We start from the raw sequence: 13,415 nt of genomic DNA, 5'->3' as shown, positions 1-13,415 counted from the left end.
ATTAATTAAATTCTATCTTCCGTAATATCAATCATCATTTGTAATGATTTCTTGGCATTTTCGATAACCCACTGTTGATCATTTACGGGCAAACGGTTACGAGTGCCTGTGAACTCATTGACAACATCTCCTGCGTTTACTTCATTGTAAGACATGGTTTTTCCTTGTCTTAATAAATCGACTAGGGCGACTAAATGAGGCGGGTCGTTGCGTGACATAGTAGCACAGCCGCAGCCAATACCTTTTTCCTCATCCGCTTTGGGTGCTTCGGCTAAATTGACTACTTCAATTCCTAAGCCTTTGCAATGTTGTTTTAAGTTTTCAACCATATGGTTTTCAGTACCAATAGCATAGCGTTTGGTATTGGCACGGTCATTCACTACGTAATCCCAAATAAATGCGGTGGAGCCTGAGTGTTGCGCCACGCGAACTACCGAATTGCGGCACTCGGGATGTACAATAGTCGTGTAGGATTTACTGTGCCAATAGTCACACATTTCCGGTTGGTAGTGAGTGTGTACCGCACATTGGCTGGCAAATAGAATTAGCTCTGAATCATCAAATTGTTTTAAGGTTTTGCTGTCTTGTGCTGCCAGGGAATATTGTGCTCCTGCAGTTCCGCCAGGCCAATAGGCTAGATTTTTAATGCCAAGCCAATAAGCAACGTTTTCACCCATGTGTTGATCTGGAATAAAGAGTATTTTCTTATTTTGCTTTTGTGCCCATTGGAATATTTTTTTCACGTTGGAACTGGTACATACTGCACCACCTTGCGCACCAGTCATTGCCTTAACTCGTCCGGAAGTATTCATATAACAAACAGGCAAAATATTTTCAGCGCCATAGCGCTCATTTAAATCCAGGAATGCCGGTTCAACCATAAAATCTTTAGCAAGCATTTCCATGGTGCAGCCGGATTTTGGATTAGTAATATAAACCTGTTGGTGGCTGTTCGCGAGAATACTGATTGATTCCGCCATGAAATGCACGGCTGACTCAATAATCACTGATTTTTCCGGGCGTTCAGCAGCCATTAAAGCGAGTTGATAGGAGTCACCGATAACACCACCAAATTGCTCTATTAAGCGGACAATATCACCACCCATATAATAATGCGCAAGTAATAATAATTTATCGCCAAAATGGTCTTGGGCTTTTTTCATATAAGGAGTCATCCACTCCAACACCGTAGTTAGCTTACGGTCGGGGAGGGCTTGATATTCTTCAGCATAGGGAATAAATTCTTCTTGGTACCAATCTAGAGGGTAATCGCTTTGGCAAATACTCATGTCATTGCGGATACGCATTAGGGTGGTTTCAGGAGTATAAACAGTTGAATTCTTAAACATCTTATTTTGCCTCTAATCGACTTAAGTCTATTATTTTTGGTGGTGTGCTGCCATTAAGGTTGCCGAAGTTTCCCGCTGCGAGAATGACGAATGTTCTATTCCAGCAGCAGCTTATTCCGCAATATCCATCAATCCTATTTTAGCAATGCTTTCTTGTGCCTGAGTTTTTTTATCTGGATAATCTTCTCGGTAATGGCCGCCACGTGACTCTCGGCGTGATAAGGCTGCGCGTACAATTAATTCCGCATTGAGAATGATGTTTCTTAGCTCAATAAAATCTCGGGTAATGCAATGCTTCCAGTAATATTCTTCAACTACTTTTTTACGATTCATTATTAATTGTAGTAGATCTTGCAGGCCGGCTTCGGTGCGGACTATACCGGCGTAGGAGGTCATCTCACCACGTAAGCCACGCCATTGAGCGTTGATTTGGCTTGCGCGTCGGGTATTAACCTCACCTGGTGAACTCCAATTAGGAATATGAGCAGTATACTTCCAAGGTGAGGAGATATCTTTCAAAGTACAACGTGCGGCATTGGAACCCATCACTAAGGCTTCCAGTAAGGAATTGCTTGCCAAACGATTGGCGCCATGTAACCCCGTAAAGGCTACCTCGCCAATAGCATATAACCGCTTTAAGTCCGTACGTCCATCAATGTCGGTTAGCACGCCACCGCATTGGTAATGGGCTGCAGGCACTACCGGAATCATATCCTGACTCATATCGATGCCAATAGATAGAAGCGTGGTATAAATTTGGGGAAAGCGTTTTTCTAGGAAACTTTTGGACTGATGAGTAATATCCAGATAAACATAACCGGTTTGGCTGCGTTCAATCTCACTAAAAATAGCGCGAGCAACCACATCGCGGGTTGCCAGCTCCATCTGCTGTGGTGCATAGTCTTGCATAAAGCGCGCACCGGTTTCCGCATTTTTAAGGAGAGCGCCTTCACCACGCACGGCTTCAGAAATTAGAAAATTATTCAGCGAGTGGTGGTGTAAAAGAGTAGGGTGAAATTGATAAAATTCCATGTTACCAACTCGAGCGCCGGCCCGATATGCCATAGCAACGCCATCTCCGGTCGCTACCATAGGGTTTGTCGTATAACGATAGGTTTTACCGGCACCACCAGTAGCTAATATAACACTATTGGCTAAAAAGGTATGAATGAGATTATTGTTACAATCTAAAATATAAGCCCCAAGTACCTCAGCTTGAATATCTGTACGATGAGGATGGTAGTGGGTAATTAAGTTCACGGCGACATGGTGTTCAAAAAAGTGAATTTGCTCATGTTGCCGGGCTAGCTGATTCATCGTCTGCGTGATTGATAAACCCGTTTGATCACCGCAATTAAAAATACGTCGGTGTGAATGACCACCTTCTTGTGCCAGGTTAAACGCACCATTCGCATCTTTTTTAAACTGAACTGAATACTGATTCAGTTGGTTAATCGTTTCCGGCCCCTGGCGAATAATAAACTCTACTGCTGGCGGGTAACACAAGCCATCGCCAGCAATTAAGGTATCTGATATATGCGATTCCAAAGAGTCTTCAGCTGAAAAAGCAGCGGCAATTCCTCCCTGAGCATAGCGGCTGTTGGATTCAGTAGATTCTGCTTTACTAATCAACGCAATTTTTACACGTGGTTGCATGTTGATTAATTGCAGGCAATATTGTAATCCCGCTAATCCTGTACCGATAACAAGAACATCGAATTCAAAAGTTTGCCCTTGTTGCGATAAAGTTCCTGTCATGAAAACGCCTTAACAAGTTGTGCTGCCAAACCGATGTAATTTTCTGGGGTAAGCTTTGCCAGTTGCTCTTTAGCCGCCTCAGGTATGGATAGGGTTTGGATAAATTGCTGTAGGCTGTCGCCATCGATTCCTTGACCACGAGTTAATGTTTTGAGTTGCTCATAGGCATCTGGAACATTGTAACGTCGCATCATGGTTTGTATGGCTTCGGCCAATACTTCCCAGTTTGTTTTTAAATCATCTTGCAACGCACGCTTATTAATTTGCAGCTTATCGTTGCCTTTCACAACAGAAAGATAGGCGATTAAGCTGTATGAAAATGCCATGCCAATATTTCGAAGGACAGTCGAGTCTGACAAGTCACGTTGTAATCGGGATTGGGTTAACTTGTTTGCAAAATGCATGAATAAAGCATTTGCCAATCCTAAGTTACCTTCAGCATTTTCAAAGTCAATTGGATTTACTTTGTGAGGCATAGTTGATGAGCCTACTTCTTCTGCTACAGTTTTTTGTTTAAAGTAGCCCAGAGAAATATAACTCCACACGTCTTGGGTGTAATCCAAGAGAATATTATTAATGCGTACCATAATTTGTGATACTTCGGCCAAACCATCATGAGGTTCAATCTGGGTTGTATAAGCGTTGAACGACAGGCCTAATGAGGTCACAAAATTAGAGCAATGCTTGCGCCAATCTACTTCGGGATAGGCAACAACATGAGCATTATAGTTACCCACTGCGCCATTGAATTTACCAGGAATTAACACTTCAGCTAATTGTTGCTGTGGTCTTTTTAGACGTGCGACAAAATTCACTAACTCTTTACCCATGGTTGTTGGTGTAGCGGGTTGACCATGAGTTCTTGCCAGCATGGGAATATCGCCATGTTGTTTACCCAGTAGCGTAATCCCTCCCATGATTTCAGCCAGAGTAGGTTGGATCACTTGAGCAATCGCTTGTTTCACCATTAAGGCATAAGCCAGATTATTGATGTCCTCTGAGGTACTGGCAAAATGAATAAACGCCGTTACGTTTTTCAAATGCTCATTATTCAGGAATTTCTCTTTGAGATAATACTCAACAGCTTTCACATCATGGTTTGTTTGACGTTCAAAGTCTTTGACTTTTTGTGCTTCGGCTTCATCAAAATTCGCAATGATTTGATTGAGGTAATCCTTAGTTTCTGGATTCAACTTGGGAACTTCAGCAATCGCATCATTGGCTGCTAAAGATTCAAACCAACGAATTTCAACCATTAATCGGTAATAGATTAAGGCAAACTCGCTAAAATAAGGACTCAAAGCCCGGGTTTTGTTGAGGTAGCGCCCGTCTATGGGGGAGATGGCGTTTAAAGGAGTTAGAGTCATAAGTAGCTTGCCCCTGATAAGAAAGCACATATGATATTAGATGCGAGGCAAGATGTGAATTCTAGAGGCTCAAATTATCTGTAGAAAATGTTTTTGTGTTCAAAGCTTATCCAAAAAGATTATTTATATATACTTAAAGCATATTTTCTTTTTTAGCTGGCATTAAAATAGACTCTTTTATAGGGAAGAATATGCCATTTTTATTGCTGGTATGCGTATAATGCCAGCAATATTAACTTAGAATTATCTTATTTGTTATGAGAACTCTTATCGAATCGTACCAGGAAGGCTTATTTCACCGGAAATATTGGCTGCAAAATATCATTTCAGGCTTAATTGTAGGCGTTGTTGCTCTGCCTTTAGCTATGGCCTTTGCTATTGCATCGGGCGCAAAACCAGAACAAGGCTTATATACCGCGATTATTGCTGGATTAATTGTTTCTGTTATGGGCGGCAGCCGTTTACAAATCGCAGGGCCAACAGGAGCTTTTATTGTTGTCCTTTCAGGAATTACTGCAAAATATGGGATTTCTGGCTTACAAATTTCGACGTTGATGGCTGGCTTCATTTTGCTATTTTTTGGTTTGGCGCGTTTAGGAGGAGTCATTAAGTTTATTCCTAATTCGGTAATCGTTGGCTTTACTGCAGGGATTGCCGTAGTGATTTGGGTAGGGCAGTGGCATTATTTTTTTGGTTTTTCTTCCGGCGGAAGCGGGCATTTTCATGAAAAGTTATGGCATCTGTTGCATTCATTTCCTCAGCTTCATTTTGTTACTGCGGCGCTAGGACTGTTGGCTTTAGCTCTAGTTCTTTTCTCCAATAAAATTCCAGGTTTAAAACGGGTGCCGGGGCCGTTAATCGCTCTTTTAATTGTAACGAGCTTACAGTCCATATTTCAATTTGAAGGAGTAGCAACTATTGGTTCGATGTTTGGTGGGATTCCTCAGGGTTTACCCAGCTTTGAAATTCCCGAAATTACGGTAGATCGTATTATTGAATTGATTGGCCCTGCTCTGACTATTGCACTGTTAGGCGCTATCGAATCATTATTATCGGCTGTAGTTGCTGACAGCATGGCAGGAACCAAACATAATTCAAATCGTGAGTTAGTCGGGCAGGGTATTGCCAATATTTTTGCCCCTTTATTTGGTGGTTTTGCTGCAACAGGAGCAATTGCGCGTACGGCAACAAATATTCGTAATGGCGCAAACAGTCCCTTAGCTGGAATCATTCATGCCTTAACTTTAGTGCTAATTATTCTCTTTTTAGCGCCTTTAGCAGTGAACATCCCACTCACAGCTCTCGCGGCAGTCTTATTCGTAGTGGCATGGAATATGAGTGAGGTGAAACATTTTGTTAAAATAATTCAGCATGCCCCACGTGCAGAGATTGTTATTTTGCTGGTGACCTTTTTCCTTACTATATTTGTAGATTTAGTCGTTGCAGTAAGTGTTGGGGTTCTTATTGCCATATTATATAAAAGTTTTTTAAAAGTGAGTACGCGGTAAGCAGCGCTTATCTGATTAGACGCTGGTTACGGGGTGCATTCCAATAGCATCATAATTTCAGTAGAATGACGTTTACTTTATGGATATGAGGTAGTTATGGCGGTCAAAACACATATTATTGATTTAGCACAGCTTGGCATGCGTGATTTGGAGCAGGTGGGCGGCAAAAATGCGTCACTTGGTGAAATGATCAGTCATTTATCTTCAGCAGGTGTTGCTGTTCCTGGAGGCTTTGCAACAACAGCGGATTCATTTAAAGAGTTTTTATCCCAAGGTGGCTTGGATAAGAAAATTTATGAAAAACTATCCACGCTTAACACCGATGATGTTCATCAGTTAGCTACTGTTGGTAAAGAAATTAGAGAAATGGTGATTAAAGCACCATTTACCCCTGAGTTTGAGCAGGAAGTGCGTACTGCTTATCAAAAGATGGCGCAAACGATTGGTCATGAAGACTTTAGTGTTGCCGTGCGTTCTTCAGCGACAGCAGAAGATTTACCTGATGCATCATTTGCTGGCCAACAAGAAACCTTTTTAAATGTCAAAGGTGTTGATGCCATTTTAGAGTCTATCAAGCTTGTTTTCGCTTCTTTATTTAACGATAGAGCCATAGCCTATCGAACTCACCATCAGTTTGAACATCATGATGTTGCTTTATCCGCAGGCATTCAGCAAATGGTACGCAGTGACTTAGCAGTAAGTGGTGTGATGTTTACCATGGATACAGAATCAGGTTTTGATCAGGTCGTATTTATTACCTCTTCTTATGGCCTCGGTGAAATGGTAGTGCAGGGGGCGGTCAATCCTGATGAGTTTTATGTGCATAAGCCTGGGCTGCAAGCAGGAAGACCGGCTATTATTCGTAGAAATCTTGGTAGCAAAGCAGTGAAAATGGTTTATTGTGATGACCCAAGCCAAAATCGTCGTGTGAAAACTGTTGATGTTGATGCTGCAGAACGTTTACTCTTTTCCTTGACGCCTGCTGAAATAGAAAGCCTGGCGCGTCAGGCCATGATTATTGAGAAGCATTACGGCCGCCCGATGGATATTGAATGGGCTAAAGATGGCACCAATGGCAAACTATATATTTTGCAAGCGCGTCCAGAAACAGTTAAAAGCCGAGATAATAAGCAAATACTCGAGCGCTATACTTTGCAAAAACAGGGTGAGGTATTAGCCGAAGGACGCAGTATTGGGCAGCGTATTGGTCAAGGTAAAGCACGTATTATTCGTGATGTGAGTGAAATGGACCGAGTACAACCAGGGGATGTACTTGTTTCCGATATGACTGATCCTGATTGGGAGCCAGTAATGAAGCGCGCCTCGGCAATTGTTACAAATCGCGGCGGTAGAACGTGCCATGCTGCAATTATTGCTCGCGAGTTGGGTATTCCTGCCGTTGTAGGCTGTGGTGATGCAACTAAAACAATCCGCGATGGTGATGAAGTAACTGTGAGTTGTGCTGAAGGGGATACCGGTTTTGTTTATGAGGGCTTGCTGCCGTTTGAGCAAATTCAGCTTGATGTAGAAACTATGCCCGAACTACCTATGAAGGTTATGCTGAATGTGGGTAATCCGGAGCGCGCATTTACCTTCCAATCGATTCCTAACTCAGGAGTCGGTTTGGCGCGGTTAGAATTTTTAATTTCGAATACTATTGGAATCCACCCACGCGCTTTATTGGATTTCGACCGTTTACAAGATAATGAATTGAAAAAATTTATTAGCGAAAAAACAGCAGCGTATGATTCGCCAGTCGAGTATTATATTGAGCGTTTAAAAGAGGGAATAGCAACAATCGCATCTGCTTTTTACCCTAAGCCCGTAATTGTTCGCTTGTCTGATTTTAAATCGAATGAATATGCAAATCTTGTAGGTGGTTCATTATATGAACCGCATGAAGAAAATCCGATGTTAGGTTTTAGAGGAGCCTCACGTTATGTTTCTCCTGAATTTGCCGAGTGTTTCGCTTTAGAATGTAAAGCGGTGCGCCGTGTGCGTGAAGAAATGGGCTTAACCAATGTTGAGGTAATGATTCCTTTTGTACGTACGGTGTCTGAAGCTGCGAATGTTATTGAAGTATTAAAACAAAACGGTCTAGAGCGTGGCAAGCATGGTCTAAGAGTGATCATGATGTGTGAGCTACCTTCCAATGCCTTGTTAGCTAAAGAGTTTTTAGTACACTTTGATGGTTTTTCAATTGGCTCTAACGATTTGACGCAGTTAACTTTAGGTCTAGATCGCGATTCAGGTTTGATCGCCTCTCAGTTTGATGAGCGCAATGATGCAGTAAAAGCTTTATTGCATTTAGCAATTTCAACCTGTAAAGCAGAAGGTAAGTATATTGGAATCTGTGGTCAAGGGCCTTCGGATCATCAGGATTTTGCTCAATGGTTGATGAATGAAGGGATTGAAAGTGTTTCATTAAATCCTGATTCTGTCTTGGAAACTTGTTTGTTTTTAGCCAAACAGAAATAGTTAAGATTATAGGTTGCAGGTTAGGCTAGGGGCCCAACCTGCAAGCCATTGCAAAATTTTCTTTATGGCAGAGAGGGGAGTAAGCACGTTCTCTATGCTTGACGATCACAATTCCAAGCCCCAACATAAGCAACATCAATTAACATCATGTCGAAATTTTTCAGAGAGGGTTCAGTTTAATGCAGCATAGTAAATGGTGGTTACTTTTAGCCGGATTAAGCCCAGTTGTAGCATTCGCATCTCCAGTCGCAGAAGAAGCTGATCCTATAACTTTTGTATTGCTAGGCGTTACCACCATCTTTTTCTTTGCCATTTTAGGGCGTTATATCGCAAGACGTTTAAACCAGCCAAGTGTGCTTGGTGAGCTACTTATGGGGGTGCTGGTTGGCAATTTATTTTATTATTATGGCTTTCAATTAATTATTTTATTACGTGAGGGAGCGGCGACTTTTGATATTGTGCGCGAGCTTTTAAAAGGCATTCCCTTAAATACTGCCGTAACCGAAATTATTTCTAACTCAGAACAGGCCCAACAAGTTATTGCTGCCTTAAGTAGTCCTCGTGGCGCCGATTATCTTAAGATTGCCTATGTTGTAGATATTTTTTCACGTTATGGGGTAATTTTTCTTTTATTTATGGTGGGCCTGGAAAGCTCTCTTGAAGAATTAAAACATACCGGCCGTGATTCAATACTTGTCGCTTTAATTGGTGTCATTGTGCCAATGATTCTTGGATTTGGCGTTGCTTCATTATTAATGCCGCAGGCTTCTTTTCAGGCTGATTTATTTATTGGTGCCACCTTAAGCGCCACCAGCATCGGAATTACTGCGCGCGTACTGGCAGAAATGAAAAAATTACGTACCCGAGAAGCGCGTACCATTCTGGGAGCGGCTATGCTGGATGACGTATTGGGTTTAATTATTTTAGCAGTAGTCAGTTCAGTCGTAATTAATGGGGCTGTAGATTTTATGGTAGTGGTCCGAATTATTATTGCCTCCCTAACCTTTTTTATTAGCGCCATCCTGTTAGGACCTTACATTTTGCGATGGGCAATACATTTTTTTCGCTTTTTAGAGCCTTGGGAAGCTAAACTTTTTATTTCATTTTTATTTATTATGCTGCTTTCTTGGTTTGCTTCATTTATCCAATTAGCAACGATTATTGGTGCTTTTACGGCTGGGGTTATACTCCATGATGATTATTTTAAGCCGCTTGAAGTAAACCAAAAAGAGAAGGTACAGCGTACTATTTATCATTTATTATCGCCCTTGGAAACCATATTAGCCCCTGTTTTTTTCATCTTGATTGGTATTCAGGTTAAATTGGAGAGCTTTTTTCATTGGAACGTAATTATTTTAGCCTTAGGCTTAATTTTCGCAGCAGTGATTGGAAAACTGGTGAGTGGTTATGGGGCTAGTGCCAAGGATGATCGGCTACTTATCGGTATTGGGATGTTACCCCGAGGTGAGGTAGGATTGGTTTTTGCTGCTATTGGACGAACCTTAGGAGTAATTTCTGATGATTTATTCTCAGCGATTGTATTAATGGTTATGATCACTACTTTTATTGCTCCTCCATTATTAAAAGCACGCTTTTTAATGCAGGAAAAGAAGGCACAGTAAATGAACAAACACTTATCGCAAGTACAGATCGATGTAACTCATGCATTGCAAGAAGATGTAGGAGCAGGGGATGTTACAGCGGCCTTATTACCAGAACACTTAATGGCCGAGGCTGAAATTATTTCGCGAGAGCCCATGCTAATTTGCGGACAGCCTTGGGTTAACGAAGTATTTAACCAGGTTGATAAGCACATTAAGCTTGATTGGCAGGTAGCTGAAGGTACGTGGTTAGACAAGCCAATGACCTTATGCCGTATTTCAGGACCAGCACGCAGCATGTTAACCGCAGAGCGTACCGCGTTGAACTTTTTACAAACCTTATCTGCGACTGCCACACAAACATACCGTTATGTGGAGCAACTCAAAGGGACTAAAACACGTTTATTGGATACACGCAAAACCTTACCTGGGTTACGCGTGGCACAAAAATATGCGGTGGTCTGTGGTGGGGGAGTTAACCATCGTATGGGACTTTATGATGCCTTTTTGATTAAGGAGAATCATATTAAGGCATGTGGCTCTGTAGCTAAAGCAATTGCCTTGGCAAGAGAGACACAAAATAATATCCTAGTAGAAACCGAAGTTGAAAATTTAGATGAATTACGAGAGGCTCTGGCTGCAAGACCTGACCGCATATTATTAGACAATTTTAGTCTGGAAATGCTTAGTGAGGCAGTACGTATTAATCAATCTAGCCAATGCACATTAGAGGCCTCTGGAGGAATTACTCTTGAAAATATTGCTAAAATAGCAGCGTCAGGAGTGGATTTCATTTCTGTTGGAGCAATTACTAAATCCATCCAAGCGATTGATTTAAGCTTATTGATTAGGGAAATATTATGATGCCAAGTATCGTTTTTACCGGGGGTGGAACTGCAGGCCATGTGGCGCCGAATATTGCGCTGATTCAAGAGTTTCGCCATAAAGGCTGGGATATCGCTTATGTGGGGTCTGCTGAGGGCATTGAACAGGAAATGATTAAGCCGCTTGATATTCCTTTTTATTCAGTGAAAAGTGGTAAATTGCGCCGCTACTTAAGCGTAAAGAACTTATTGGATCCATTTAAAATCATTTTAGGAATTTTTCAAGCCTTTTTATTACTCGCTAGATTGAAGCCGGACGTGGTATTCTCCAAAGGTGGTTTTGTTGCCTTTCCCGTGGTAGTCGGCGCCTGGTTAAACCGTATTCCAGTTGTTGCTCATGAGTCAGATATGAGTCCAGGGCTTGCAAATCGCTTATGTTTTCCTTTTGTTAATAAAATTTGCCTTACCTTCGATGCGGGTAAAAAACATTTTAAAAGCCAAGAAAAAATAGAAGTTACCGGAACCCCAATTCGTGAGCAATTATTTTCAGGGAATAGCGCTGCAGGATTGGCATTATGCGGATTCAATATGGAAAAGCCCTGCCTTTTAGCTATAGGAGGGAGCTTGGGTGCAGGCTCAATCAACCGCAGTATTCGTGAGGCTTTACCGCAGTTAACCCAGGATTACCAAGTTATTCATCTTTGCGGTAAGGGCAAAATGGATGCGTCCCTAATGGATGTTGCGGGTTATAAACAATTTGAATATGCAAATGAAGAGTTAGCCGATTTATTTGCTGCTGCATCAGTGGTTGTTTCCAGAGCAGGAGCAAATTCGCTTTATGAATTATTGGCCTTAGGTAAGCCGCATATTTTAATTCCTTTATCGGCGCAGGTTAGTCGTGGGGATCAAATCCAAAATGCCAAGTATTTTCAAGGATTAGGAATTAGTTTTGTTATTGATGACAATTCCTTAAATGCAGCGTCTTTAGTACAGGCTTTGTGTGATCTGGAAAAAAATAAGGATGAAATCCTTAATAAAATTAAGGCGTTAAAAATTAAATCTGCTACGGAACAGATTGTGGTTATTATTGAGGAGCAAATACATGTTCAATCCCCAAGCGCTGTATGACTTTATTCGTCAGCAATGGCAGGAAGAAATTATTCCCAGCTTATGTGATTACATAAAAATTCCAAATAAATCTCCCCATTTTGACGCGAAATGGAAAGAACATGGATTGATGGACCAGGCGGTAGATCATATTGCGGATTGGTGTAAAGCACATGCTCCTCAAGGGATGCAATTAGAGGTAATGCGCTTAGAAGGGCGTACTCCATTAATTTTCATGGAAATACCCGGGCAAATTAACGAAACTGTACTAATGTACGGTCATTTAGATAAACAACCAGAAATGTCGGGATGGCATGACGACTTACATCCTTGGAAGCCAGTGCTTAAAGATGGCCGTTTATATGGCCGTGGGGCTGCTGATGATGGCTATTCGGCTTATGCCTCTTTAACTGCCATTCGTGCCTTGGAGGAGCAAGGTCTTCCTTTTCCTCGCTGTGTATTGATTATTGAAGCCTGTGAAGAAAGTGGAAGTTATGATTTGCCTTATTATATCGAATTATTAAAAGAGCGCATTGGCAAACCTAAGTTAGTGATTTGTCTTGATTCCGGGGCAGGTAACTATGAACAATTATGGATGACTACTTCTTTACGGGGGAATGTAGTAGGAGAGCTGTCTGTGGAGCTCATTAGTGAAGGAGTTCACTCCGGTAGCGCCAGTGGTATCGTTGCCGATAGTTTCAGAGTTGCTCGGCAATTAATTAATCGTCTGGAAGATGAGGTCACGGGGGTAATTAAGTTACCGCAATTACATTGTGATATTCCTGAAGAACGTGTCACCCAAGCACATCATTGTGCAGAGGCTTTAGGTAATCATGTTTATGACGAGTTTCCTTGGCATGATGAGGTGGAACCTATAGTTCAAGATACAAAAGAACTGATCTTAAACCGTACTTGGCGTCCAGCATTAACAGTAACTGGGGCTGATGGCTTTCCTCCCATAGCCAATGCCGGTAATGTGATGCGGCCATTAACCGCATTGAAACTATCCATGCGCCTGCCTCCTTTAGTAAATCCTAAGATTGCAGCCGCAGCAATTCAGGAAACATTAACACAAAGGCCTCCTTATAATGCCAAAGTTCATTTCTCAGTAGGTGATGGTTCACAAGGATGGAATGCGCCTAAACTTGCTTCCTGGCTAGCTAAAGCAGCGGATGAAGCTTCTCAAACCTATTATGGCAAGCCTGCTGCGTACATGGGGGAGGGGGGAACAATTCCTTTCATGGGCATGCTAGGCGAAAAGTTTCCTGAAGCCCAGTTTATGATTACTGGAGTATTAGGTCCACATTCTAATGCTCACGGCCCCAATGAGTTTTTACATTTAGACATGGTGGAAAAGCTCACTGCATGTGTGGCTTATGTTTTGTATCAGTCGATTGCATAACTCTAATGGCGTGCGATAAAG

General features: G+C 41.9%; 8 protein-coding genes and 1 pseudogene. 6 read left to right on the top strand and 3 right to left on the bottom strand.

The genetic code is table 11. The annotated features are described in order from the left end of the window. Positions 1 to 5: 5 nt before the first annotated feature. The 3 genes from nadA to purB all read right to left on the bottom strand — a co-directional run bounded on the left by nadA (position 6) and on the right by purB (position 4,474). Positions 6 to 1,349 carry a quinolinate synthase NadA gene (nadA, locus tag BN3124_RS15475; protein ID WP_058535659.1) on the bottom strand — a complete coding sequence of 448 codons (1,344 nt, stop codon included), beginning with the start codon at positions 1,347 to 1,349 and terminating at the stop codon, positions 6 to 8. Positions 1,350 to 1,460: 111 nt separating this feature from the next. After that, positions 1,461 to 3,107: an L-aspartate oxidase gene (nadB, locus tag BN3124_RS15470; protein WP_058535658.1), complete on the bottom strand. Its 1,647-nt coding sequence runs from the start codon at positions 3,105 to 3,107 to the stop codon at positions 1,461 to 1,463. Continuing rightward, positions 3,104 to 4,474, bottom strand: coding sequence for an adenylosuccinate lyase (gene purB / locus BN3124_RS15465; protein ID WP_058535657.1), 1,371 nt, complete (start codon positions 4,472 to 4,474; stop codon positions 3,104 to 3,106). Before purB ends, nadB begins: the two co-directional genes overlap by 4 nt. 257 nt (positions 4,475 to 4,731) lie before the next feature. Here purB and BN3124_RS15460 point away from each other — a divergent pair. The 6 genes and pseudogenes from BN3124_RS15460 to BN3124_RS15435 all read left to right on the top strand — a co-directional run. After that, positions 4,732 to 5,952 (top strand): annotated as a pseudogene (locus BN3124_RS15460) (SulP family inorganic anion transporter); the annotation flags it as partial. Positions 5,953 to 6,078: 126 nt separating this feature from the next. Continuing rightward, positions 6,079 to 8,460 carry a phosphoenolpyruvate synthase gene (ppsA, locus tag BN3124_RS15455; RefSeq protein WP_058535656.1) on the top strand — a complete coding sequence of 794 codons (2,382 nt, stop codon included), beginning with the start codon at positions 6,079 to 6,081 and terminating at the stop codon, positions 8,458 to 8,460. 179 nt (positions 8,461 to 8,639) lie between these two features. Continuing rightward, the gene (locus tag BN3124_RS15450) at positions 8,640 to 10,082 is read left to right on the top strand and encodes a cation:proton antiporter (RefSeq protein WP_058535655.1); all 1,443 of its coding nucleotides are present in this window, start codon (positions 8,640 to 8,642) and stop codon (positions 10,080 to 10,082) included. Continuing rightward, positions 10,083 to 10,925: a carboxylating nicotinate-nucleotide diphosphorylase gene (nadC, locus tag BN3124_RS15445; protein ID WP_058535654.1), complete on the top strand. Its 843-nt coding sequence runs from the start codon at positions 10,083 to 10,085 to the stop codon at positions 10,923 to 10,925. Next, positions 10,922 to 12,013 carry an undecaprenyldiphospho-muramoylpentapeptide beta-N-acetylglucosaminyltransferase gene (locus BN3124_RS15440; RefSeq protein WP_058535653.1) on the top strand — a complete coding sequence of 364 codons (1,092 nt, stop codon included), beginning with the start codon at positions 10,922 to 10,924 and terminating at the stop codon, positions 12,011 to 12,013. The genes nadC and BN3124_RS15440 overlap by 4 nt, the downstream gene beginning before the upstream one ends. Continuing rightward, complete coding sequence (locus tag BN3124_RS15435; RefSeq protein WP_058535652.1) at positions 11,988 to 13,394, top strand: M20 family metallopeptidase; 1,407 nt, start codon at positions 11,988 to 11,990, stop codon at positions 13,392 to 13,394. The genes BN3124_RS15440 and BN3124_RS15435 overlap by 26 nt, the downstream gene beginning before the upstream one ends. Positions 13,395 to 13,415 lie beyond the last annotated feature (21 nt).

Source organism: Legionella saoudiensis, assembly GCF_001465875.1.
GTDB lineage: Bacteria > Pseudomonadota > Gammaproteobacteria > Legionellales > Legionellaceae > Legionella > Legionella saoudiensis.
This window is presented reverse-complemented; position numbering and strand designations above follow the sequence as displayed.

Excerpts from the sequence above, each read along its gene's own strand:
- nadA (WP_058535659.1), bottom strand. The coding sequence starts at position 1,349 with ATGTTTAAGAATTCAACTGTTTATACTCCTGAAACCACCCTAATGCGT.
- nadB (WP_058535658.1), bottom strand. The coding sequence starts at position 3,107 with ATGACAGGAACTTTATCGCAACAAGGGCAAACTTTTGAATTCGATGTT.
- purB (WP_058535657.1), bottom strand. The coding sequence starts at position 4,474 with ATGACTCTAACTCCTTTAAACGCCATCTCCCCCATAGACGGGCGCTAC.
- ppsA (WP_058535656.1), top strand. The coding sequence starts at position 6,079 with ATGGCGGTCAAAACACATATTATTGATTTAGCACAGCTTGGCATGCGT.
- BN3124_RS15450 (WP_058535655.1), top strand. The coding sequence starts at position 8,640 with ATGCAGCATAGTAAATGGTGGTTACTTTTAGCCGGATTAAGCCCAGTT.
- nadC (WP_058535654.1), top strand. The coding sequence starts at position 10,083 with ATGAACAAACACTTATCGCAAGTACAGATCGATGTAACTCATGCATTG.
- BN3124_RS15440 (WP_058535653.1), top strand. The coding sequence starts at position 10,922 with ATGATGCCAAGTATCGTTTTTACCGGGGGTGGAACTGCAGGCCATGTG.
- BN3124_RS15435 (WP_058535652.1), top strand. The coding sequence starts at position 11,988 with ATGTTCAATCCCCAAGCGCTGTATGACTTTATTCGTCAGCAATGGCAG.